The 25,737-nt window shown below is 42.3% G+C and carries 17 protein-coding genes and 1 tRNA gene; 7 read left to right on the forward strand and 11 right to left on the reverse strand.

Features of this window, described 5'->3' with window-relative positions; all coding sequences use genetic code 11:
* Nucleotides 1-200 precede the first annotated feature (200 nt).
* The 3 genes from FHS10_RS16620 to FHS10_RS16630 all read right to left on the reverse strand — a co-directional run bounded on the left by FHS10_RS16620 (nucleotide 201) and on the right by FHS10_RS16630 (nucleotide 1,892).
* Nucleotides 201-899, reverse strand: a complete 699-nt coding sequence (locus FHS10_RS16620; protein WP_259092569.1) for an aspartate/glutamate racemase family protein — start codon at nucleotides 897-899, stop codon at nucleotides 201-203.
* Nucleotides 900-1,054: 155 nt separating this feature from the next.
* Nucleotides 1,055-1,516 carry a DUF4268 domain-containing protein gene (locus FHS10_RS16625; protein WP_259092571.1) on the reverse strand — a complete coding sequence of 154 codons (462 nt, stop codon included), beginning with the start codon at nucleotides 1,514-1,516 and terminating at the stop codon, nucleotides 1,055-1,057.
* Nucleotides 1,517-1,550: 34 nt separating this feature from the next.
* Entirely contained in the window at nucleotides 1,551-1,892 is a 342-nt protein-coding gene (locus tag FHS10_RS16630; RefSeq protein WP_259092574.1) for a hypothetical protein, read from the reverse strand.
* Nucleotides 1,893-2,006: 114 nt separating this feature from the next.
* Between FHS10_RS16630 and FHS10_RS16635 the strand changes: the two genes are divergently transcribed.
* The 6 genes from FHS10_RS16635 (at nucleotide 2,007) to FHS10_RS16660 (ending at nucleotide 5,830) form a co-directional block, all read left to right on the forward strand.
* Nucleotides 2,007-2,471, forward strand: coding sequence for a GNAT family N-acetyltransferase (locus FHS10_RS16635; RefSeq protein ID WP_259092577.1), 465 nt, complete (start codon nucleotides 2,007-2,009; stop codon nucleotides 2,469-2,471).
* Nucleotides 2,472-2,604: 133 nt separating this feature from the next.
* Nucleotides 2,605-2,686: transfer RNA gene (locus tag FHS10_RS16640), tRNA-Leu, on the forward strand.
* 237 nt (nucleotides 2,687-2,923) lie between these two features.
* Nucleotides 2,924-3,445, forward strand: a complete 522-nt coding sequence (locus tag FHS10_RS16645) for a cupin domain-containing protein (protein WP_259092579.1) — start codon at nucleotides 2,924-2,926, stop codon at nucleotides 3,443-3,445.
* 15 nt (nucleotides 3,446-3,460) lie between these two features.
* Nucleotides 3,461-4,300: a helix-turn-helix domain-containing protein gene (locus tag FHS10_RS16650; protein WP_259092582.1), complete on the forward strand. Its 840-nt coding sequence runs from the start codon at nucleotides 3,461-3,463 to the stop codon at nucleotides 4,298-4,300.
* Between the two features lie 192 nt (nucleotides 4,301-4,492).
* Nucleotides 4,493-5,227, forward strand: a complete 735-nt coding sequence (locus FHS10_RS16655; RefSeq protein ID WP_259092585.1) for an AAA family ATPase — start codon at nucleotides 4,493-4,495, stop codon at nucleotides 5,225-5,227.
* A gap of 3 nt (nucleotides 5,228-5,230) precedes the next feature.
* Nucleotides 5,231-5,830 (forward strand): class I SAM-dependent methyltransferase, encoded by a 600-nt coding sequence (locus FHS10_RS16660; protein ID WP_259092587.1) that lies wholly within the window; start codon nucleotides 5,231-5,233, stop codon nucleotides 5,828-5,830.
* A 56-nt stretch (nucleotides 5,831-5,886) separates the two neighbouring features.
* Here FHS10_RS16660 and FHS10_RS16665 read toward each other — a convergent pair whose 3' ends face one another.
* The 5 genes from FHS10_RS16665 to FHS10_RS16685 form a co-directional block, all read right to left on the reverse strand.
* A complete protein-coding gene (locus FHS10_RS16665) occupies nucleotides 5,887-9,015 on the reverse strand; it encodes an efflux RND transporter permease subunit (protein ID WP_259092590.1) in 3,129 nt (1,042 codons plus the stop codon).
* A 131-nt stretch (nucleotides 9,016-9,146) separates the two neighbouring features.
* Nucleotides 9,147-10,241 (reverse strand): efflux RND transporter periplasmic adaptor subunit, encoded by a 1,095-nt coding sequence (locus tag FHS10_RS16670; protein WP_259092594.1) that lies wholly within the window; start codon nucleotides 10,239-10,241, stop codon nucleotides 9,147-9,149.
* Nucleotides 10,242-10,254: 13 nt separating this feature from the next.
* The gene (locus tag FHS10_RS16675; RefSeq protein ID WP_259092597.1) at nucleotides 10,255-11,550 is read right to left on the reverse strand and encodes a TolC family protein; all 1,296 of its coding nucleotides are present in this window, start codon (nucleotides 11,548-11,550) and stop codon (nucleotides 10,255-10,257) included.
* A gap of 69 nt (nucleotides 11,551-11,619) precedes the next feature.
* Nucleotides 11,620-12,984 (reverse strand): sensor histidine kinase, encoded by a 1,365-nt coding sequence (locus tag FHS10_RS16680; protein ID WP_259092600.1) that lies wholly within the window; start codon nucleotides 12,982-12,984, stop codon nucleotides 11,620-11,622.
* Complete coding sequence (locus FHS10_RS16685) at nucleotides 12,981-13,670, reverse strand: response regulator transcription factor (RefSeq protein ID WP_259092603.1); 690 nt, start codon at nucleotides 13,668-13,670, stop codon at nucleotides 12,981-12,983. Before FHS10_RS16685 ends, FHS10_RS16680 begins: the two co-directional genes overlap by 4 nt.
* Before the next feature lie 127 nt (nucleotides 13,671-13,797).
* Between FHS10_RS16685 and FHS10_RS16690 the strand changes: the two genes are divergently transcribed.
* Complete coding sequence (locus tag FHS10_RS16690; protein ID WP_259092605.1) at nucleotides 13,798-17,181, forward strand: DEAD/DEAH box helicase; 3,384 nt, start codon at nucleotides 13,798-13,800, stop codon at nucleotides 17,179-17,181.
* Between the two features lie 337 nt (nucleotides 17,182-17,518).
* Here the strand turns inward: FHS10_RS16690 and FHS10_RS16695 are convergent, their stop codons facing one another.
* From FHS10_RS16695 to FHS10_RS16705, 3 genes are all read right to left on the reverse strand, one after another.
* Nucleotides 17,519-22,840 carry an Ig-like domain-containing protein gene (locus tag FHS10_RS16695; protein WP_259092607.1) on the reverse strand — a complete coding sequence of 1,774 codons (5,322 nt, stop codon included), beginning with the start codon at nucleotides 22,838-22,840 and terminating at the stop codon, nucleotides 17,519-17,521.
* Between the two features lie 659 nt (nucleotides 22,841-23,499).
* Nucleotides 23,500-24,456, reverse strand: coding sequence for a ligand-gated ion channel (locus FHS10_RS16700; RefSeq protein ID WP_259092608.1), 957 nt, complete (start codon nucleotides 24,454-24,456; stop codon nucleotides 23,500-23,502).
* A gap of 54 nt (nucleotides 24,457-24,510) precedes the next feature.
* On the reverse strand, nucleotides 24,511-25,548 hold the full coding sequence (locus tag FHS10_RS16705) for a glycoside hydrolase family 53 protein (protein ID WP_259092609.1): 1,038 nt from the start codon (nucleotides 25,546-25,548) through the stop codon (nucleotides 24,511-24,513).
* Between the last annotated feature and the right edge of the window lie 189 nt (nucleotides 25,549-25,737).

Here is a 25,737-nt window from a genome sequence, read left to right on the forward strand (position 1 = left end):
AAATTAACCGTTTTATAAAAAAGCGTCAAATAGACGATTAATTGATACGATTTGTAGAAGAGGCGAATGTGCAGATTTCAAATGTGCAGATTTTAAATTCCAGATGTGCAGATTAATTAGTCTGGACCACGATTTATGGGATTAAGGGATTATTAGGATTAATAATGAATTTCAATTCTAATAAATCTACATAACCCAAATCAGATTTCCCCTATAGCAAAGTCAATGGCTGCCCTGGAATGAATGAGTGTGGTGTCAAACAACGGAATGGCAGTATCTGAGCTTTTGATGAGTAAAGGAATTTCGGTACAGCCTAAAATAATACCTTCGGCACCGGCCGCAACAAGTTTATCGATGATATTTAGGTATCGCTCCCTCGTTTCGGGTTTTAAAAGCCCTTTACCAAGTTCATTGAACACCGTTTGGTGGATAAACTCCCGGTCGTCATCATCAGCTGGAATAGTAGCCTCAATGTCCTGCTCTTTCAACTTTGCAGTAAAAAACAGCTGCTCCATAGTGAAGCGGGTGCCCAACAGACCAACCTTTTTAAGTCCTTGTTTGGAAATCTCATTAGCGGTAACCGTGGCGATGTGAATCAGTGGGATGTTCAACTTTGCCTGCAGTTCGTCGGCTATCATGTGCATGGTATTGGCGCAAAGCAAAATAGCCTGGGCACCGCTGTTTTGCAGGTGTAAAGCAGCGCCGCTTAACATGTTTAAGGTAGATTCCCAATCATTGGCATCATTATTCCGTTTGATATCGACGTAATTAAAGGAATGGATGATACACCGGGCAAAGTTTAAGCCACCAAGCTGCTCGTTAATGCCTTCGTTGATCAGTTTATAATATTCGGCGGTTGATACCCAGCTAATGCCACCGATAAGGCCCAATGTTTTCATGTTTTCAGATGTGCAGATTATAGATGTGCAAATATGCAGATTTCAGATGTGCAGATTATAAATTTCAGATGTATTAACACAAGGTTGAAGTTCATCTATGCTTTTATTAATTCCATTCATCTGAAATCTGCACATTTGAATTTTGCACATCTACCCTATTTAAACACCTCAAAACTATATTGCCCTACACTCCAAAAATCATCAAGGGCGATGATGCGGGGTTTGAAGAACGAGATGAGGGCGGGCCAGTCGGTTTGGTTAAAAACACTTACGTTGGGGAGTGTTTTGATGATGCGACTGATGGTTTTGCCATTTTCATCTACATGGTGAAGCTCCCAGTCCCATTCCTCTCCCACGCTGGCAGTTAGTACCGCCTTTAGTTCTTTAAACTGCTCAAACACCAGTTCCTGGATCCCCGGATCGGGATGGGTTATTTCGATAGCAATAAAAGCCGACTTTTTATCAGCCTGCATTTTAAAATAAAGGTGCTTAATGCCGGTTTTATAATTGATCCAGTTTATCCGTAAACCATCGGCCGATGATTGTGGTGCGATATACTGACCAAAAGCCGTCCAGAAAGCCTGTTTAATTTGTGATGCCTGATCGCGGGAGTACAATACGTTACGTTATTAAATGAGCCGCAAATATAGGTCATTTAGCATTTTGTACGAACTCTACCACCTGGTCGCGTTCTTTTGCCGATAGCTGTCCGCCGGTGTACTCCCATTTAGCGTCTGCCTGGTTAAAAGTCAGGCGACCTAAAAATTCAGGGTTCGCTTCGTCGGTCATGATGGGGTTGCTGTCGCCAATTTCAGGCGCTATGGGTTGCAGATCAAGCAAATGAGTCTCTCCTTTGCCATTGTCTTTATACAGGATATAAACCCCGGTAAAATCGGGATTGGGATTGCCCGAAAGGGTTTGAATAGGTTCAATGATGATGTTACTGGTTGATCCGTTGTCTTTTATAATATTGTGACTTACTGTGTGAGGCATAGCTAAATATGTTTTGGTATTGATAGTAGTACAAGCCGCGGGCAAAATTGTTCGGTGGATTAAAAAATCGAACATTTAATTGCTTAAATTTAAATACCAATTAATAACCATTTTATGATAGATAAGGATGAGCTTTTGATCAGGCGGCTCGCGTCTGACGATGTGATGATTGCCGAGCAGCTGATCGGAATTTTTAAGGATGTTTTTGATCATAACGATATGATTGCCGCCAAGCCATCCTATTTAAAAACATTGCTGCGCCGACACGAGTTTGTATGCATTGCTGCTATTTACAAAGGCGAAGTCATCGGCGGTCTTACCGCGTACGAGCTCCCGATGTATTATTCCGAATATACTGACCTTTTTATTTATGACATAGCGGTTAAAGCTGCTCTTCAACAAAATGGTATTGGCAGTAAACTGTTAGAGGCGATAAAAGACTGGGGCAAGCAAAATTATATCCGCGAAATTTTTGTTGACGCCGATGAAGAAGACGTGCAGGCACTGGATTTTTACCGCTCGACACAGGGATTTGAAGCAAAAACGGTGCAATTTACTTTCAAACTGAACAGGCATTGATGCAATTTAACAGCGTCACAAGCCCCTAACATTAAATTAATATCAAAGAAATGAGGTAGATATATAAAAAACGAAAATTATATTTTAGATTTTATCTTTAAACACTATCTTTGCGACCTGTAAAAATCCTAATGCGGAAGTGGCGTAATTGGTAGCCGCACCAGACTTAGGATCTGGCGCCGCGAGGCGTGGGGGTTCGAGTCCCTTCTTCCGCACAGCATGTAAACCCGGTCAATTTTTGATCGGGTTTTTTGTTTTAAATGGTGCGTCGACGCCACCAGTCATGGGCTGAAATTTTCAACTCAGGTAAATAAAATCATGAAAGCATCTGCCCAACTATGTCCATTCCTTACCACTAAACCGATCTTAATAATAATAACCTTTGCATAGTAAGTTGATTCTGTTTAAACAAAACCAAAAATATGCAGCGTAGGAATTTTTTAACAACAGCCATGGTAGCCACAGCTTTAGTTACTTCTGCTAAAAACTTTAACGGGGCCTCATCAAATAAAAAGGGCTTCGTAATAAAAAAAGGTAAAAATCGATTTGAGGAGAAAACCATGCTGATTAATAATAGTCCTGTTGATATTAAGGTGTCAACTGAAGATACAGACGGCACATTAAGTATAACTGAATATACAGGGTTTGCCAAAGGGGGGCCACCTCTTCATATACATCTTTATCAAGACGAGGTGTTTTATATTTTAGAAGGTGAACATCTTTTTCAATTGGGTGATAAACAATATCATTTAACTGCGGGCGATAGCATTTTTATTCCCCGTAACGTACCTCATGCGCCTGCCCAGATAAGTGATAAAGGTAAATACATTTTCTTTTTCACTCCATCAGGAAAAATGGAAGATTTTTTCAGAACTTTAGGTAATTTAAAGCAGAACGCTTCGCCAGAAGATGTAAAAGGAATTTTTGAAGGTCATGATATGAAAATTGTGGGTCCGCCATTATCTTTTAAATAAGTAATGTTGTAAAAAATGTCAATCTATGATTATCGAGCTCCGAGCCCGGCTTTGCGTGAATATGTAAAGCGGTACCAGATTTTAGGCTGTGAATTTCCGGTTTCGATGCTTGAATTACCCATAAAGGCTTATTGGCCCCGCGCCGAAAACTGCCTTACATTTTTACCCAGGGACCCTGAAAAAATTGAAAATAATTTTGACGGGAATCTAATCGAAAGTACACGTTCAAGGTTACAAGGGCAGTATTCTATATCCAGAAATATACATGTAGGTAGAGATTTTATGGTCTTTAATGTAGTATTTCAACCAGGGGGCTTGTTTCGGCTCACCAGTATTCCGTTACATGAGTTAACCAATACCTTTGCAGATGCGGAAGCGATTTTTTCAAAAGAAATTAAATTAGTTAATGAGCGGCTTAGCTACACAAAATATTATACAGAAATGATTGATATTATTGAGAGCTTTTTACAGTCACTGATCAATAAATCAAAAAAACAAGAATTACCAATTGATAAAGTAAGTCGTTTTCTGCAGGCGAACCCAAATTGTGCCTCAATGGATTGGCTTGCTAACCAGGCTTGCTTAAGTCAGCGACAGTTTTATCGTCAATTTATTGAACGGCAAGGAATAAGCCCCAAACTATACGCCCGGATTGCGCGTTTTGAAAATGTTATGAAAGCAAAAAATCTTAATCCATCAAAAGGCTGGCCCGGTATTGCTTATGATTTTGGATATTACGACTATCAACATATGGTAAAAGACTTTATAGAATTTACAACTATTACACCAACAGCCTTTTATAATGCATCTGCAAGGGGACCGGAAGTTGCCTTTGGCATGAGGGAAACTTATTAGGTGCCTTTTTATTCGGGCACGCCAGCAACCGTACACCTGTCGATTTGTAACAAACCCCGATTTGCTGGCGAATGATATTCGTAACGTTTTTACGAGTTTTGTATAAATTATCAGGCGCCAGCCACCATTCATGAGGATATTTTTTTAAGCGGGGTAAGAATTGTAAGTTTGTTTTTAGCAATAAGTAATAACATGCCTTTTTTATCCCGCATATCCCTCCCGTCTTTGCAGGATGGCAGTTACCTGCAACACATTCCAAGCCTTAGCAAGGGTTTGCACCTTACCCTCAAAGAAAATGTAACCTTTTTTGTTGGTGAGAACGGGTCGGGGAAGTCGACATTATTAGAAGGTATTGCCGAACAATGCGGATTTGCTTTGCGCGGTGGTAACCGCAACCATAATTTGAATACCGGGCACCGGTTTGAAGGCTATGAATCGCCATTGGCGAGGCACTTACAGTTGGGCTGGACACCACGCCGAATCAACGAAGGCTTTTTCATGAGGGCAGAAAGCTTTTTTAATTTTGCATCTTATATTGACGAATTGGCGATAGACAATCCCCGTATTTTTCAAGCCTACGGTGGTCGGTCGTTACATGAACAATCTCACGGAGAATCGTTTCTTTCGCTGTTCAACAATCAGTTTGAATCGGGTATTTATATCCTCGATGAGCCCGAGGCGGCTCTTTCACCCGCCAGGGTGCTGGCTTTTATGTCGGTAATCCATGAGCTTGAACAAAGTGGCCGGGCACAATTTCTGATTGCTACCCACTCACCAATGCTCATTTGCTATCCAGGGGCTACTATTTATCAGTTTGATGAAGATGGTGTGCGGGAAACGAGCTATGAAGATACCGAACATTTTTATCTCACCAAATCGTTCCTGGATAACCCAAAATTGTACCTTCGGCACTTGATGGAAAGGTAAATTATGAGTACTGAAGATAAAGCCGCTATTTTTGATTATCACCGTTCCATGATCTCTTTTCATGGTAATACCGGGCCAGCGGCTTTAGGCTGGCGCGACCGGGAAAGTCAATTGATCCGGTTTAAAGTTTTAGCCGGGATCGCGGATTTGGATAAATGCAGCATATTAGATGCCGGATGTGGGCATGCGGACTTTTTAGGTTTCCTTTTACCAAAATACCCCGATCTTGTTTATACGGGCGTTGAGCAAATCCCCGAATTACTAAATGAAGCTGAAAGACGTTATGGTAATCGACCTGACACGACGCTGATGCCAGGCGATTTTACTGATACCCCACTCTCATTGGCAGATTATGTATTTGCAAGTGGCTCGCTTAATTACTATCAAACCGATCCTGATTTCATTTACCGGGCAATCAAAATATTATACAATTGCTCTAAAAAGGGGCTGGCGTTTAACTTACTGCATACCATTATACCAAACGGCTTGCTTGCGGCGTATGAACCGGGAAAGATATTAGACTTTTGTAAAACGCTCTCTGATAGATGTATTTTAACAGATAATTACAGCGAGGAGGATTTTACGATATTTATGTATAAATAATATTCATATTAAATGCCCGGTAAAAAGCCTTGCGAGCTATTTACCGGGCATTTCTCCTATAACCGACCAGTATCGCCGCTTTCTACTTTTTTTCTATATGTCCAGAAAAACACTATCGGGAATACAAAAAGGTTGAATATGGTATTGGTGATCAAGCCACCTATCACTACAATTGCCAATGGTTTTGATGCTTCTGACCCTATTCCTGCCGATAACGCGGCAGGCAGCAGACCGATAGCTGCCATCATCGCCGTCATGATAACCGGGCGCATCCTATCGGCAACACCAGCCCTAAGTGCATCAGGGAAGTCAACGTACACGTTGTGGCGCAGGTCTTTGATGTTCACTTTAAATTTCGAGATCAGGATAACACCGTTTTGCACACATATTCCAAATAAAGCGATAAAACCTATCCCCGCCGAAATATTGAAGTTAACACCCGTGATCAGCAGCGCCAGAATGCCGCCCATAATGGCAAACGGTACGTTGTTTAAAACCAGTAGTGAATCCCTGAAATTACCAAACAAGATGAACAGGATAAAGAAGATGATGAGCAAACTTACAGGTACCGCTTGTGATAGCCTTTGGGTAGCCCGTTGCTGATTTTCAAAATCACCGGCCCATTCTAACCTATAATCTTTAGGAAGTTTGATCTGCTCGTTTACTTTGGCTTGCGCTTCGGCGATGGTACTACCCATATCCCTCCCCCTTATCGAGAATTTGATGGCTCCGTAACGACTATTTTTATCCCGATAGATCATGCTGATACCGGTTATTTTACCAATATCCGCCAGCTCCCGTAATGGCACGCTGCCCCCGTTTAGGGTTGGTACACGCAAATCGCCTATGGCTCGGGCATTGTTCCTGAAATCTTCAGGGTAACGGATCCGCAGGTCAAATTTCTTCTCGCCTTCATATATTTGTGTGGCTGCACGCCCGCCAATGGCTGTTTCAATTACAGCATTGGCATCTGCCGCCGTAACACCGTACTGGGCCATTTTATCCTGGTTAAGATTGATCTGTAACTCGGGCTGCCCCATATTACGCAATATGCCCAAATCCTCAATACCCTTCACCCCTTTCAGGATCTTGTAAATTTGTTCTTCGCGGCTTTCAATGTAGGGATAGTTATCGCCAAACATTTTAACTACGATGGAGCCTTTTACACCAGATACAGCTTCCTCTACGTTATCAGATATCGGTTGCGAAAAGTTAAGGTCCACACCCGGATAAAACTTCAGCTTATCCTGCATCCTGGCAATCAGCTCTTCCTTGGTTTCTTTACGTTTCCATTGATCCTGCGGATAAATATCTACGTGAAACTCAATATTATAAAAACCGGTAGCATCGGTACCATCATTTGGTCGGCCGGTTTGGGATATCACCTGTTTAACCTCATCAAAGCTCAGGAAGATCTTCCGCATCTCGTTTGATAACTTAACAGATTCTTCTAATGATGTGCTTAGCGGCCCTGTGGCCCGCACATATATCGATCCCTCGTTCAACTCCGGTAAAAACTCGGAGCCTAATAAGGTAAAGCAACCTAAGCTGATCACCAGCGAGATCAATGCTATCGGGAATACTATTTTACGGCCTTTAAAGCACACATTGTAAAAACTCAAGGCGTGCTTGGTAATAAACTCTACAAACACATTATGGCGCTCACGAACGTTTTTCCTCAGCAAAATACTGCACAGTGCCGGTACCAGGGTGAAGGTTAACAGTAAGGCTCCTAAAAGGGCGAAGCTCAGCGTCCAGGCCAGTGGCGAAAACATTTTCCCCTCTACCTTTTGAAAACTGAATATGGGCAATAAACCGGTAATGATAATAGCCTTTGCAAAAAAGATGCCTTTACCGTTCACCTGGCAGGCCTGACGTATTAGGCCCAGCTTGCTCAGCTTATTGAAGTTTTCCATCCCAACTTCTTTTGCCTTATGGTCAAGTAGCACAAAGATCCCTTCAACCATCACCACGGCCCCATCAATAATAATCCCAAAATCAATGGCACCCATAGACAACAGGTTGGCCGACATGCCCTTTAACTTCAAACACAGGAAGGCAAACAATAAAGCCAGCGGGATGATGATCGCTACAATAACGGTAGTACGCCAATCGGCCATAAACAGCAATACAATAACGGTGACAAATACAATACCTTCGGCCATATTATGCAACACGGTGTGGGTAGCGAAATCTACCAGGTTTTCGCGGTCATAAAAGGTATTGATCTTTACATCCTCTGGTAATATGCTACCATTCAGCTCTTTTATCTTATCCTTTAAGCCGGCAATTACTACGCTTGGGTTTTCGCCTTTACGCATTACTACAATACCTTCAACCACATCGGGGTCAACATCCCTACCCACCTGTCCTAAACGTGGTAAAGCAGATTCCGTAACTTCGGCAATTGTTTTTACATAAATAGGCGTGCCTTTTACATTGTTTATTACGATGTTTTTGATCTCGTTAATGTTATTCAGCAAACCAATTCCACGTACTACGTATGCCTGGCCGCTTTGCTGAATTACATCGCCACCTACGTTCACGTTGCTTTTTGATACCGCATCGTAAAGCTGCAAAGGCGTAATATTATATTGAACGGCTTTCTCGGGATTTATGGTGATCTGGTATGTTTTTACCTCGCCACCAAAACTATTTACGTCGGCTACGCCGGGCACTGCTCTTATTTCCCTGCTTACAACCCAATCCTGGATAGTTTTTAATTCCCTTACCGAGCGTTTATTACTGGTCAATGTATAACGATAGATCTCGCCGGTTGGGCCGTAAGGAGGCTCAATTTCGGGCGTAATACCATCGGGCAAATTGGCTTCATCTAAGTGGTTATTGATCTGCAGACGGGCAAAGGCATAATCTACGTCGTCGTCAAAAGTGATCTTTACTACCGATAAACCAAATAATGAAGATGAGCGAACGCTTGTCTTCTTCTCTGCCGGATTCATGGCCAGCTCTATAGGCCTGGTTACAAATTTCTCAACCTCCTCGGCAGACCGCCCCGGCCATTGGGTAATGATGGTTACCGATGTATTGGTTACATCCGGAAAAGCGTCAATAGCTATGGTTTTGAAACTGATGTAGCCTGCAACGGCCATCAACAGTGTTACAAAAAAGATAAATACCTTGTTTTTAAGTGCAAAAGACAGCACTCCTTTTATGAACTTGTTCATTTGTTCGTTTTTATAAAATCTTAGCCTCACCTAAATCCTCTCCAAAGGAGAGGACTTGATTTGCATTCTCAACTATTGGTTAATCACCTTGATTTTTAGAACCCTCCTTTGGAGAGGGCAGGGTGAGGCTTTTAGTCCTTTAACGACTCGTACAGGTAAACTTGCCTTGACGCCACTACACGTTGCCCCGGTTTTAACCCGCTGCTGATATAGGCCACATCTTCTACCCTTTTAGCTATTTCAATAGGCTGAATATGCACCTTAGCCGGGCCATCAATTACAACCACATAATTCTTGTTATTATCAAACACAATAGAATTGGTGTTGATAGCAGGCAGGTTCATACCAGATTTTGCCTGGATCTTTACATTGGTAAACATTCCTGGCTTTAACATATTATCAGGGTTATTGATCTGCACCCTTGCACGCATTACCTTGTTATCGGGGTCAAGCACATCAAAAAGTTTATCAATTTTGCCGGTAAATACTTTATCAGGGTAAGCGAGGGTTGTAATTTTCACCTCGTCGCCTACCTGTACGCTGGCTATATCACTCTCGTACATGTTAATGAGCACATAAACCGATGACAGATCGGCTATGGTAAACAGGTTTTGTGTATTATCGGCACGTACCTGCATGTTATCAGTCACGTTTTTTTCAATGATGTAACCGCTTAATGGTGCCTGTACCTCCAAACCATTACTATTGCTTTTATTAATGGCCAGTATTGAATTTGCCCGGCTGTTTTCGGCAACTGCTTTTTGATAGTCAGATTTTGATTGCTCTAAATCTTTTTCTGAAGCCAACCCGCTCTTGTATAGATCTTGTGTTGATTCCATCTGGCGTTTAGCATTACGCAAATCGGCTCCTGCCGAGATCAAATCGCGGTTAAAGCCTGCTATTTCGGCGCTACGCATAGTAGTTAATACCTGCCCCTTTTTTACCACATCACCCAGTTGCACATGTACAGCCTGAGCCACGCCACTTACCATGGGGTAAATTTTCACCATTTTGGTCTCGTCGGGAGCTACGCTGCCTGTAAGTGTAATTTCAGATAAGGCATTCTCTGCCTTTACCGTATCAATTACCAGGCTATGCAGTAAACTATCGGTCACCTCAAAATGGGCGTCCTTCTCCGTTTCTTCGCTATGATGTGTGCATGCCGCAAGTGACATCATGAGGGCAGGGATAATACTAAGGCTAATTATTTTATATGGGCGATACATGATCTGGGTGTTATTATTGATTAAAGAATGGTGTCCCGGTGGCAAAATTTAACTGCTCAAGCGAGCTGATACGGTTAAGCTGAAGATTATTGAGTTGCAGCGTATTGGTTTTATACGATTCATAAAAATCCAAAAACTCCAACAGGCTGATATTATGCTTCTGGTAGTTTTTAAATACCTCCTGTATCAGGTGGTTAAAATCCTGCTTAAATTTAGGGTCGAAACTGTTATACAGGTTTTCCAGTCGCAAAGCGCCTTTGTAGTCATTGGCTATATCGCTTTCTAACTGATCCTGCTGGCTTTGCAATTGTACCTTGCTTGCATCAACCGCTATGCGGGCCTGTTTAATACCACCCTGGTTGCGGTTAAAAAACGGAAGCGAAAACGCTATGCCGGCGCTTGAATAGTCGCGCACATAACTACCCTGTTTATCATAAGCCAGTGAAAAAGTAAGATCGGGTACGGCGTTGGCTTTTTGTAGTTTAAGGTTGATATTATTATAGTCGACCACAGAACGGGCAACTTTCAAATCGTAACGATTGGCATAGGCCGAATCTACCAAATGCTGATAAGGCACTTCAGAAACAACTGATTTGCCTTCAAGGTTAATGTCAACTACAGGTACCACAAAGCTTTGAGGGTTTGCCCTTATCATTAATTTCAGTTCGCTTTGCGTATCGTCAATGCCGTCCATCAGATCATTAAGTTCCGATTGTAATGAGTACAGCTGCGATTGAATACGCAGTACTTCTTTTTGGGCGATATTTCCCTTAGTGTATTGTTCCTGGAAAACCGAGAGTGTTTTAGCCAGCGAGTTGATCTCTTCCTGGTAAACTTTTGCAGATTGCTCCTGGAAATAGATCTTATAAAAATCGCTCCGCAGTGTGAACCTTAAGGTACGCAGCAGATCAAATAATTGATATTGCGCCTGCTGAACGCCAATTTGTGCCAGCTGGATACTTTTGTTACGCTTGCCTGCTGTTTGGAAAAGCTGGGATAATTGAGCCGAGTATTCGCCTCCGTCATGGCTGGTATCAAAAAACTTTTTAGTTTGCGGGTTATACAAAACATTGGCAAAACTAAAATCGGGGTTATTGAATAAGCGGGCTGTAATTATTTGCGCCTGGGCCTGGTCAATACTATAATGCTGAACAATGAGATCGAGGTTATTTTTCAGGAATTGTGCTTCTGTCTCTTTCAATGTCATCCTAAGGGTATCGCTGCCGGGGGATTGGCCAAAAGCCTTGCCCCCGACAGCTATACACCATAGTTGAATTGAAAAAAGAACGATAACAAATTTGGAGTGCATAGTATATTTGTTTGGAACAAAGCTATCCCACCCAAATTAGAGGCACATTAAAACGACATTAGAAAGAGATTAGAATGTTGGTGTAAAGCTGATGGTAAAAGAAGTACCCTCATTAATGGCCGACTGCATGGTTACTATTCCGTTAAATAACTGTATTATTTTGAAAGCCACGTATAGGCCTACCCCATTACCATCAAATACCCGCCCGTTTGCACCACGGTAAAATGGGGTAAATATTTTTTCCTGATCGGCAAATGGTATGCCTATACCCAGGTCTTTTATGGTGATAACTATGGTTTTACCATTGGCAAATAAACTACAGGTAACCGGTTTATTATTTGAAAATTTGAAACCGTTACCAATAATATTATTCAAGGCAATTTTTAACAGGGTTACGTTGGCGTTTATAAACAGGGCCTGCTGCTCATCTGGCAGCTCATCAATATGTACCTGCAACTGGGGGTGGTTTTGTGCCGATGCCCAATAATGCTGCAAATCCCATAACAGTTCATCAACCTGTACCGGTTCAAGCTGTGCCCGGGTGTACTCCATATCTGTTTGGGCCAGTTCCATCAGGCTATTGATAGTTTCCTTGAGCCTTTCCGAATCAACCAATATCGACCCCAGCAATTGTTCGTACTCGGCAGTGCTGCGTTGCTTATTTAACGTAACTTCAACCTCGCCAATAATGCTGGTTATGGGCGTGCGTAATTCATGCGACGCGTTAGCAACAAAGGTTTGCTGCAACTCAAATGAATTTTGCAGGTGACTTAAAAGGCGGTTAAAATTAAGGGCCAGCGCGCTTATCTCATCTTTACCTTTTCCTTCATCAACCCTTACATGTAAATTGCTGGCGTTTATTTGTTTCATCTGTTTTATTAACCCATCTATAGGTAATAATGACTGTTGTGCAAACCATCGCCCTATAAAAAACAAAACACAGTTCACCAGTATAAATATCACCGCCATAATTTTGATAATGCCCGATAAACGCATCGCGGCCTGCTGATCATACGCCGAAGCGAGGATTACAAAATTACCCTGGTTATCGTGGTAATAAATACCTACGGTTTGCCGGTTACCTTCCTTAAAGCTTACACTTTGTTTTTTACGAACATCTTCAATAGTGTTAATACTCCAATATTGGTCTCTATCTTTGATAAACGAAGCCATGTTATTACCATCATAAACGCGTATAACCTCGTTAGGGAGTTTCTCCAGCATCCGCTCCCGAACATGGTTCAGTGAATCAGAAGAGATTTCATCAGCCTCCAGGTATAATTGTGCAGCCACTTTGGCCCTGTCTCTTAAATGTCCATAAAAATCGCTGATAAAAAAACGCGCAAACGCAAGGTACATCAACGCCATGATCACCAATATCAAGGCTGAGCTAAGCAATGTAAAGTTAAGGGCAAGCCGGTTTTTTATTTTCATACGCCTTTATCCTTTAAAATATAACCCATACCAATCACCGTATGAATGAGCTTCATTTGGCCGCCCTTTTCTATTTTTTTACGCAGATAATTCACATACACATCAATAAAATTGGTGCCGGTATCAAACTGAATGTCCCATACTTTTTCGGCAATGTAATCCCTCGACAGTGTTTTATTGGCATTGCGCATAAAAAGCTCAAGCAGGTGATATTCTTTGGTAGTTAAGGTTATTTCTACACCGGCGCGCCAGGCCGTTTTAGTAAACGTATTCAATTTAAGATCGCTAAACATCAGCAGGCCCTCATCTTGCGGAACCACAGGTTTAAAACGCCTTAGTAAGGCGCTTATCCGGGCTAATAGCTCGCTAAAATGGAAAGGTTTTACAAGGTAATCGTCAGCACCGGCCTGTAAGCCGTTAACTTTGTCGTCAACCCGGTCAAGGGCGGTTAACATTAATATGGGGATGGTTGGGTTGTCTTTTCTTACCTGCCGGCAAAGGTCAAGGCCACTGATGTCTGGCAACATCAGGTCAAGTATGAGCAGGTCGAAAGATTGTGCGGCTATCACATCAAGTGCCGAAATGCCCTCATTTACATGAACCACAATATAATCATGCTCCTGCAAGCCTCTTGAAATAAAGGCTGCTACTTTTTCTTCATCCTCAACAAGGCAAATCCGGTTCATATAGTTAACACGATCAATAGCTGCAAATTAAAGGAATAAATGTGCAGGTTTTTATATTTTGTTTCTTCTAATCCCGATACTTTCCCCAAATGTTAAGATATTTACCAAACAGCGCCAGGAGAATTAAGTGGATACATTAACAGCTTACGAAGAGGACGATAGCCGGGAACACCTTTACATTTTTGATGATATCGCCTTTAATGATATCTCCGAAACCACTATATTTCAAAGGGCATCGGCCGGTTTTGATAATCACCCTTCTTTATATCGCCATGTTACACCGCAATTTATTGAGATAAACCATGCTTCCTTTTGCCATGATTATGATAAAGACTTCCCCATAGTCAGTATAGATCAGGAAGATGAAAAGCTAACCCTTAAGTGTAGGTGCGATAGTTATCCAAACAGGTTATGCGTTCACCAGGCGTTGGTTTTAACCGCCGTTATCAGAAACAATGACCTGGCAATATTTTTTAATAATACACTGCGACATGACCGGCTGAAAAAAGCAGCCGTTGATTACGGACTTGAAAACGAACCGGATTTAGACGAGTACCTGCAAATCACTTTTGATGATAAAAGAGCCTTCATTACTCCGCGGTTATCGTCGTTGATCCCAGTAACAAAAGAAAGCTTGGATGCCTATTCCGAACTTGTTTCCGTACCGGATGTTGCGCCATTACAAGATCAGGATACCGACCGTTCGGTATGCATCGTCATCAAGCAGCATAAGTATTATAAGTACCTGTTTATTGAACTTTACAACGCGCAAACAGCTAAAAACGGGAAGATTAAAAACCCGCTGGTATTGATGAATCCTATGGAGCACATTTGGGATACCGATGACCATGAACGGCTGAAATTTTTCTCCGCGGTAAACAAGTTTCAGAATCATATTAATGGTAAAAGATCTGCCGCCGATATTGTAGCCTTGCGCGCGATAGTCAAAAATCCTTTAGGGTATAATTTCTATTACCACAACAGCGAAATCTCTGAAAACATCACCGCTACATCTATCATACCCGTTAAAGTTGCCTTGCTCCCCAACAACATCAGCCTGAACGTAAAACCGAAGGGGCCGTTTTTTGAGTTTACGGGGCTACTCCGTTTGGAGCGTAGTACCTATCCTTTGAAAGACCTCCATGTAAAATTCACTTATTTTATCTTGCTGAACGATGTGCTTTACCTGGCCGATAACGTTCAATTGCTGGGGATCATCGACCTGATGAAAAAGCGACCGGAAAACCTGCTTATCCATCAATCAAAATACCAGGAATTTAAAAGTAAGCTGCTCACCAAAATTGAGGATAAGATCGATATTGTTTACCAGCACATTAAGCCGGCCACGCCTACCCAGCTCAAACAAGAGGGTTTTGATAAAGAAACCGAGCAGATCATTTACCTATCTGATTTTGGCAGCCACGTGATGATCATCCCCGTAATTCGTTATGGCGAAAGTGAAATTCCCATCCGCACCCAACGGCAGATTTTTGGGGTTGACCAAAAAGGCAACGAATTTCTGGTAAAAAGGAATGATCCAGCCGAAGTAGAATTTACCGCCATGTTGGTTAAACAACACCCCTATTTTGCCGAACAATTAGATAACGACCTGCATTATTTTTACCTGCATAAAAAGCATTTTTTAGATGAAGACTGGTTTTTAAACGTATTTGCCGACTGGATAAATCACGGTGTAACCGTATTAGGCTTCAATGAGCTGGAAGGCAATAAACTAAACCCCAATAAGGTAAACATCACCATAAGGGTACTCAGTGGCATCAACTGGTTTAATACCGAGATTGGCGTGAGTTTTGGCAAAAAGAAAACTACGTTAAAACGGGTGCATAAAGCGGTACGCAATAAAAGCAAATATGTACAGCTTGATGATGGTACCTTAGGCATATTGCCCCTGGAATGGATCGAAAAATTCGGCAAATATTTCAATGCCGGCGAGATCACGGATGATGATATTTTAAGTATCCATAAGATCAATTACCAGGCCCTTGCCGAGTTATTTGATCAGCAGTTTATGGACGAGGAAGTGAAAGCCGAATTGTTTACTTACCGCGAAAAACTCACCAACTTTGACAGCATTAAACCAGTTGAGGTATCGCCAGAACTGCTTACCCCCCTTCGCCCCTACCAGCAGCAAGGTTTAAACTGGCTTAACTTTTTGGATGATTTTAATTTTGGCGGATGCCTGGCCGATGATATGGGGCTGGGCAAAACCATGCAGATCATAGCCTTTATACTATTGCAACGCAAAAAGGTAAGTCACAAAACCAACCTACTGGTGGTGCCTACTTCGCTTATTTTTAACTGGCAGGCCGAGGTGCAAAAGTTTGCGCCATCTATCAGAATTCATACCATTTACGGGGCCGACAGGATCAAAAGTACCGCAGGCTTTGACGATTACGAGATCATACTTACCTCATATGGCACTTTATTGGCCGATATTACTTTTTTAAAGAATTACCAGTTTAATTACGTTTTTCTTGATGAATCGCAACAGATCAAAAACCCCGATTCACAACGTTATAAGGCGGCACGCTTGCTAAAATCGCGTAACAGGATCACCATAACCGGCACGCCTATCGAAAACAATACTTTTGATATTTACGGACAATTATCTTTCGCCTGCCCTGGCTTATTAGGTACAAAGCAATATTTTAAGGATATTTATGCCGTACCTATCGACAAATTTAAAAGCCACAAACGGGCCGCCGAACTTCAGCATAAAATAAAACCCTTTGTATTAAGGCGAACCAAGCAGCAGGTAGCGGCAGAGCTACCCGAAAAAACCGAAATGGTTTTGTATTGCGAAATGAAGGAAGAACAGCGGAAGATCTACGATGCTTACGAGAAAGAATTTCGCGAATACATATCGGCCACAACCAGTGATGAGTTAAGGAAAACGCCGATGAATGTACTTAAAGGTTTGACAAAGCTGAGGCAGATCTGCAATTCGCCGTTGTTGATTGAGGGAGAAAAGCCACCAGGAGCCGAATCTTCCAAAATTGAATTATTGATAGAGCAAATTCAAAGCAAGTCACATCGGCATAAAATATTGGTGTTTTCCCAGTTTGTATCGATGCTGGAGTTGATCAAAATTGAATTAACCGCACGTAAAATCAGCTTTTGCTGGCTTACTGGCAGCACCCGAAACCGGGAAACTGTGGTAAACGAATTTCAAAACAATCCGGATATCAGCGTATTCCTCATTAGCCTTAAAGCCGGTGGTACCGGTTTAAATTTAACCGAAGCCGATTATGTTTACCTGGTTGATCCATGGTGGAACCCAGCTGTAGAAAACCAGGCCATTGACCGCTCGCATCGCATTGGGCAAAATAAACCGGTAGTAGCGGTGCGCATGATTTGCCCCGATACCGTTGAGGAAAAAATAATGCAGATGCAGGAGTTTAAAAGAGGCCTGGCAGATAATCTTGTCAATACAGATCAATCGTTTATTCAATCGCTTTCAAAAAAAGACCTGCTTAATATCCTCGGTTAAAAGTTGGATTAATCTCGTTTTGAAAATATTTTATATGCTATTATGAACCACATATTTAACTTGAAACGATGTAAGTACAGGAAAAAAAGTAACGTAAATTAACGCTTTGGGGTTAAGTGGTTGATAGTGATAAATGGTGACACTGTTTTGTCAGTACCGGCGGGTAAATTGCGGTTAATTTTTTCTTTTTTAACTTAAGTTATTGATGCTCAACTATTAAGCTGTTCCGCGAGTATGTTTTTTTTATAAACATTAATGACTTGATTATCAGCAATAAAGGTGTTCGGGGTGTTCTATGCGTTCCACCCGTTCCGATGGAACACCCACTCACGTTCCATTATCTTAAAACGGTAACATAGCCGGTAAACCTCTTACTGTTTACCTTAGTGTCAACAATGTAGTAATAAACCCCAACCGGTACTTGTTGACCGTTACTGGTACCATCCCATGGGACACCGTAGCCCTTAGAATGAAAGACGAGCGCTCCGTAACGGTTAAATACATCAACCGTTGAGTTTTCGTAAGCTACCAGGCCAACTATTTCCCAGTTATCGTTGGTTCCATCGCCGTTGGGTGAAAAAGCATTAGAAACGGATAGCTGAGGAGACACAACGATATTGGTGATATCAGAGGTTACACATCCCAGTTTATCGGTAATTGTTAATATATAAGTCTGGTCGGTTTGCCCCCCGGTGATCACTGGGTTCTTAGCGTGGATATCGTTGATATTATTAGGGTCGCCGGTAGTTGTCCATAAATAAGTTACCGTTTCGTCCTGCACTGTTGGGTGTAGCGTAATGGTATTACCCTTTAATACATATCGTATGTGTTCTGTAATTAAAGCGGGTGGTGCCATAAATGTTATTTTCACATTGTCGGTAGTGGTATAACACTCTCCGGAGTCGTTTATATTAAACGTTAATATTACCGAGCCATTCTTTTTATCATTAACACCTGGCAAATAAACCGCGTTAGGCTGATTGCCCGCTTGAAATGTTCCATCGCCTTTCGCAGTAGACCAAAATCCTGTTGCCCCAGATAACAAAATCTTACCGGCCAATTGAACCCGTGTATCTTGTGAACAAACTTCCTGATCGTTACCGGCATCCACGCCTGGTGTCAGACCAAATTTTACTACTACGCTGGCTGTGGCAATTGTACAATCATCGGTACTGGTTGATGATAGGGTTAAAGTAACAGAGCCATTCTGCTTATCTTGCGCCGTTGGTGTATATTGCACATCTCCAACTGTTGTTATTGATGGCGAAAAGCCGGTTCCGCCGCTGCTACTGCTCCAGATACCGGTTGTGGTGCCACCACCAACAGTTCCGGTTAGCTGTATTGATGTTGCTGTTGTACAAACCAGCCCTGGTCCATTCGCGGTTACCATAGGTGGCTTATTCACCTTTACAGTAGTCGAGCCGGCGTCACTTGTGCAACCGCCCACAGTTACAAATAAGTTATAGATTCCACCAGCAGCCTCTGTTGCCGGGATATCGGGATTTTGCGCGGTTGACGAAAAGTTACCAGGGCCAGTCCACAGGTAAGTTGCTCTTGCAATAGAGGGTGTGCGTAATTGTATGGTACTGGCCACGCAAACCGGAGAATTGCTATTGGCTTTTGGAACATCTGGTTTGGGGTTAACGGTTACAATATGCGCAAAGGGCTCGCCCGTGCAACCATAGGCCGAAGGAGTTATTGTATAAACAACATTTATGGGAGCACCGGTTGTGTTTATAAGGGCTTCATCTATCAAAGCGCCTGTTTTTGTAACGGCAGGATTACTCACACCGGCAACAGCGGCCCGGGTCCACTCAAAGGTAGCCGCCGCAACGTTTGAAGTAATAGTATAACCCTGTGGTGTTTCGTTACAGGCCGGAGAAGCAGCGTCGCTGGTAATATTGATTTGTGGATTTACAGTCACTATATAATTGAAAGGCACCCCGTCACAATCATTGGTTTTGTAATTAATGGTATACGGAACATCAATAGGCTCGTTCGTGGTATTAAACAATACCTCTTTTATCACGGCCGACGCCTGGCCGGTAACCGTCGCATTAAAAATTCCAGGCAAAGCAGCTCTACTCCAGGTAAATGAAGTATTGGAGGTATTAAACTGTATAACATAATTAGCAGTAATACCATAGCATACTTTATCCTTTGCGGAGCCTGTTATGGCAGGTGTTGGATAAACAGTTACAACATAGTTAATAGGCTCACCCGAACAAGAGCCATTTACCGGGGTTATTACATAAGTTACATTAATGGGGTTGGCTGTTGTGTTAACAAGGGTTTCTGTAATATCGGTGGTAGTTTGATTTAATGCAGCAGGATTGCTTATACCCGCCACAGCTGCCCGGCTCCATAAAAATGTAGAAGAAGATATATTGGCCGTAATGGTATAACCTAAAGGATTACCGCTGCAAACAAAGTCTGATGATCTGCTGGTAATATATGGCGCAGTTGTTACGGTTACGGTAACTCTCTTGCGTTCGCTTACGCACTGCCCTATTGCCGCCTGAACGTCATAAAAGGTACTGCTGCTCAAAGGTGAAGTTATCAGCACATCTCCTGTGCCTACCGACTGTCCCGACTCGTTAAACCACTCATATGTACCAACAGAGCCACTTGCTTTAATCTGAACCACATTGCCGCTGCAGGTGGTAATAGGATCTTGCGATACAACAGGGGTCAATGGCACACCGTAAATGGAAACTGTGACTTTAGTTCGCGGACTGGTTAAACCATTTACTGTTGTTTCCACGTAATATGATGTGGTTGTGGTAAGCGCAGGTGTTTGGAAGTTGGCATCCTGTTTTAACGAACTCCCGCCAACAGGGTCGGCATACCAGTTATAAATTCCGCCCGGTGCTGTAGCCGTTAGCGTAACGCTGCTACCTATACAAGCTTCAATACCTTGTGCTGTTGGCGCAGGAGGCGTAGTATTAAAAGTTATAGTTACAGTTGCTGACTTAGCGCTACAGCCATCCGGAGAGGCGTTTGAGGTTAACGTTAACTTTGCCAGCCCTTCATCAACAGCGGGAGTGTAAACAGCATGAAGATCATGAATATCTGAAAATTTGCCTGCGCCGCCCGTCCAGGTGCCACCTATTGATCCGCTTATACTGCCATTTAAAGTAACAGGTGTATTAAGCGGAACACTTTTATTTGCCCCCGCGCTAATGCTAATTGCCTTATCAATTGTTATTTGTGACTGAGATACAGATCCCTGGAAAGCGCCGCTTGCAGGTATTGCATTGGTAACGGTATAAGTACCGGGATTGGTTTTCGAAAGATCTATTTCTCCGGTATAGTCACTTACAAAGGTAAGCCCCGACGGTGCCGAACTAAAAAAGCCGGCATTGGCACCGGGATCAAATATCGGCCTGGGGTTTTTGCCATCCTGGCAAACCGGCGTATCATATTTAAATGCTGTTGATGCTTGATCTGTTATCGTAATTATGGATGAATATGTACCTGTGCACGTACCATTACTGGTAAGTGTAATTTTATAAGTTCCGGGTTTGCTGGCACTCGCGTCTATTTGACCCGTAGCGGTGTTTATAAATACAATGCCAGCTGGCGCGCTAAACGTATTGGGCCCCGATGGGTTATCGATAACCGGAACGGGATCACCACCTGTGGTAATTATAGTACTTGAAGGATAATGGAAAGTAGTACCAGTGATATTTAGCGTTACATTAACCTGCGTGCGTGTACTTACACAAGTACCCAAGGTGCTTTGAACATAATAGCTTCTATCGGCGGAAAGCTTATCAGTTTGGTAAGTAGGGCCGGTATGAAGCGATACGCCTCCGGTAGGTACAGCAAACCAATCAATTGTTTGGCCGGAAGGTGCGCTGGCCGATAGGCTGGCGGCTTCTCCGGGACAAATTGTCGGTCCGGGGTTGACGGTCGGTGCCTGCGGTGATGCATTAACAACTACCTGAACAGGCGTTTGATTACTTGAACACCCATTGTTACTTACTTTTACATAATAGGTGGTAGTTGTTGTTAGCGCGGGGGTATTAAATGTTTTGCCCACCTGCAGCAGATCGCCGGCAGCGTTATACCACCCATAATCGCCCGTCGGGCCACTTGCAATTAATGTTGCAATATCGCCGGCGCAAATACTGGCACCGGTGGCAGCTGGCTGTGCTAAAGGTGCAAGGACGGGCACTTTTACAAGCGTCCGTGCGCTGGTACAAGACCCAACTGTAGTTTGAACATAATAGGTTGTGGTAGCACTTAAAGGAGGAGTTGTAAATTTACCATTTTCTATTGTCGGCAAAGGGGTCCCCCCTATGGCTGTACTAAACCATTGATAAGTGCCGCCTGGTGCAGTTGCTGTAAGTTCTGCTGTTGCCCCATTACAGATCATCGGCGGATTTACAACCGAAGGCGCCGGCACGGGAGCTGCAACAATAACATTCACCTGGCTTAATGTACTGTTACAGCCCGAGTTTACAGCCATTACGTAAAAAGTGATATCGTGGGTTAAAGCAGGCGAATCATAGGTATTACCTGTTTTTAACAAGTGTTTGCCATCAGCGTCGGAGTACCATTGATATGTTCCCGGTGTTGAACTTGCCGTGAGATGAACACTGCTGTTATAACAGCCATTAACGGTTTGGGTTGATGGAGCAACAGGTATTGGATTTACGTTCACAACAACGGGGACACGGCTACTTAAACAAGCATTTAAGTTGGTTTCAACATAGTAGGTAGTATTGGCCGTTAGCGCAGGCGTAGTGTAATCGGGGCTGATAATGAGCGGTGTGCCACCCGATGGTACATCATACCACTGAGCTACCCCGGCAGGCGCATCAGCATGTAAAGTGATGACATTACCTGAACACACACCCTGGTTGGGAGCAACAACAGGTGCTTGTGGGGCTGATGTTACAACGGCAGTAACCGGTGTACGTCCACTGGCGCAACCATTAGCAATCGACTCAACATAATAAGTAACTGTTTTGGTGAGTGAGCTAATGTTTAATGTAGTACCTGAATTTACCGATGTTGTTGAGGTTGAAGAAGTATACCATTGAAAATTATCGCCACCACTTACGGACAATGTTACCGGGCTGCCATAACAGGCACTCGCCCCATGTGCTACAGGTTTCGATACCACACTTACAACAACAGTTGACCTCGCACTTGTACACCCGTTAGTGGTAGTTTCTACATAAACTATAGCAAATGATGTAACAGGATCAGTATCGTAACTGGTGCCAGTATGAAAAGGAGTAATGTCTGTCGCGTTTTTATACCATTGAAAACTATCGCCAGATGAAGTAACAGCCAGGTGGGCACTCGTTCCCTGGCACACGATTCCACCACCAGTTACGGTAGGTGCATTGGGCGTAGGGGTTACATTTACCGCTGTATTTCCGGTAGCTGTACAACCGGTGGATTTATCGGTAACCGTTATGGTGTAATTGCCGGCTTTGTTAACGTGGGCAACATTTGTTGTTTCACCGGTACTCCAGGCGTAACTATAAGATCCGCTTCCCCCTGCAGGTGCTGCTGTTAATGCGATTGTATTACCAGCGCAGATGCCGGGTTCTGAAGATGTTATTTTTACACTTAATGAACATTGGGTGTAAGCCCGCAGCGATATAAACAGAAAAATAAATACAAGTAAACGGTTCTTCATTAACCTTAATATCTTTTAGTTTCGGCTTTTTTGATAATCAGGTGAAGGTTGAAACCAAACTCCTTAAGAGGAGTATATTATTTACAACCAGCGATATAAGGCCTTAAACATAGTTGTAGCTAAATTAATTTCGCTCTTTTATACGGCGAGACAGGTAAAATGGTTTCCTTTATATTAAAAATACCTGTGTGAATTGATGTTTTTTATACCTAAACTGGTTGAATTCAGTCAAAGCAGAAACAACCGGTTGTTGTCGCCGGTTGTTTCTGTTTAAAAAAGTGGAAATATTTCTTTTGCTTTGGGCTTGATAGTCAGGATGTTTTTGTTTTGCTTGTAATTATTCAATACAGTTCCACCGGAACAGGTGGAGCACGCGGAACGCTTTGGAACGCATTTATATTGACAGTCAATTAGTTAGACTTTTAAAAAAGTAAAAATATGGAACACTTTCCTATCTGGTTATCAGCAATCTGGCCTAACTTTAAAAGAAATCGTGTAAACTTACCACAGGACTAATCGGTAAAAGGCAAACTTTTTTTAGGACGATTCACCCTATCGTATTTCCGTGGTGCTCGCCGGCAACTATGTACTTAGCAGAATTTATTTAGATATTTTGGGAAGATTTTTAAATAGTTTCTTACAAAATACTTTTATTGAACCTATCCCCTTTCTGCCATAAAAATAAAGTATCCGTTCAATAAAACGTATATCCCAAGCAAAATCTGCGCACTTAGAAAATCAAACTTTATCGCTTTATCTATCTTTTCTTTTTTAATTAATTTAAGCGAATAAGAAGTGCAAATGATAATACATAAAATAAAAAGCAGGGTAATTCCGTGCAAAGTATCTACTAAGGTAAAGGTTGTAGATTCAGGCAGTGCCGAATCTACAATATATTTGTTGCCTATAACCGCGAATAATGCGCCTACACTTAATCCAAACCTGGAATCAATACTATCGGTATGAATGTAAAAACACATGTAGGCAATCAGGAATGCTACATACATGCCCAGGAACATTTTCCAAAACAGACCCATCGCATCGCGGTCTATCTGTATCTTTACTCTAAAATTACTGTATTCTGTATGGGGCTTGGCAAGGCTGTCATCGCCAAAACCTGTTTCATAAATCTTTGTACCCGCTAAAATACTAAGACTGTCAATCTTCCAACCTGGCAAAACAAAACGGGGATCAAAATGCTTACCTAAATTATCGGGCACAAAAATTAAGGAGTGCGAGTCAAATTGCGAATTCTCTATTGAAAACCTGAGTTTTTGCTTATCAAACGGGAAATTATTGATAGCCCACGAATCTTTCATCACACATTGCAGTTTCATGAGCATGTATACCCTGTTCTTACTTGAATCTATTGTTGAAAATGATTTAGTGACCGTTTTTGCCTGCGGCACTTCCAGATTTTGTAAAAAGTCAAATTTCTTGTTCTTGTATTTCAGCCAAAGCCAAAGATCAATGGTATATTCCTTGTCCTTAAAATTAACATCGTGGATACTGGTAATATAAATTCCTGTTTTTACAGTATCCGGAGCCGTTTGCTGCGCCATTACCCCTAAGGAAACAAAAAGCATGGCAATAAATATCAAAATTTTGTATTTCAAGGTGATGGGGATATGAAGGCTAATATAATCACATCTGGCCGATACGCCAAACCTTTAATTGGCAAAAGCATCTAAGGCGATAGTTGGCTTGCCCGTTGTATCAAAAGCGCCTAATCCGTACCCCTGCCAACTGTTGTAGCTTTCCGGTTCCCAATAAAATACACCTAATCCGTTATTCGTGTTAACTGATTTTACTTTACTGATCATATCTGTAAGGAAAGCTTTGGACTCAGCAGAAGCATTAGCCTCCATCCCTACTTCAACCACCATTACCGGCGTTGCGTAGCGCGTTACGATATCATTCATGTTGGTAAGGCATTGCGCATCCAGCGTTTGCCAATTGGTTTTGGATGGATACAACGACATACCTATAATATCCCATTGCGCCCCATTAGCCTTTAAACCATCAAACATCCACCTGAATAAACCATTATCGTACCCGTTAGAAATATGGACAATAACTTTTGTTGTTGGGCTTACTTCTTTAACCGCGGCATAGCCACTTTTAATAAGCGCAGCAAAGTTGGCCATGTTTTTTGATGCCCGGCCATCTTCCCAAAGCATACCATCGTTGGTTTCGTTGCCAACCTGTACCCAGTTAGGCGTTATGCCATTACTTTTTAAAGTGTTCATTACACTTTTTGTATAATCATGTAAAGTGGCGCTAAGTGTGGCAAAATCAAGGGAAGCCCAGGCGGCAGGTTTTGTTTGTTTACCCGGATCGGCCCAATCATCGCTGTAATGAAAATCGATCATGATCTTGAAGCCTTGTTTTTGGGCGCGAAGGGCTTTGGCTACAAGGTCGGCAGTGTTACAATAACCCGCGGTTGGGTTCACCCATGCCCGTAACCTGATGGAGTTGAATCCCAAACTCTTCAGCAAAACAAAAAGGTCTTTTTGAGTGCCATTTTTATCATAAAATTTAATACCCTTGGCTTCCATTTCGGTAACCCAGCTCACATCCGCCCCTTTGGCAATTGTTGCAGCTGTATCAGCGGGATCTGTTTTTATTTGGGTTTCACTTTTACCCTTTGAGCAAGAAAAACTCAAACAAAATATCAACAATAAACCCGGGCACAGTATCTTTTTCATCAAAGGGTATAATTTATAATTGGTAAACAAAGGTAGTAAGCAAACAGTAGATATAAAACGTTAAAACAACAATCATTCATCGGCATAAAACAAACGAGGCTGTATCATAAATCATGATCAGCCTCTTTTTTATTACTAATGTTTTATTGCTGTAAATTCAAATATCTATTTATTGTTTAATTTGTTTTA

The organism is Mucilaginibacter dorajii (assembly GCF_024808255.1).
Classification (GTDB): Bacteria; Bacteroidota; Bacteroidia; order Sphingobacteriales; family Sphingobacteriaceae; genus Mucilaginibacter; species Mucilaginibacter dorajii.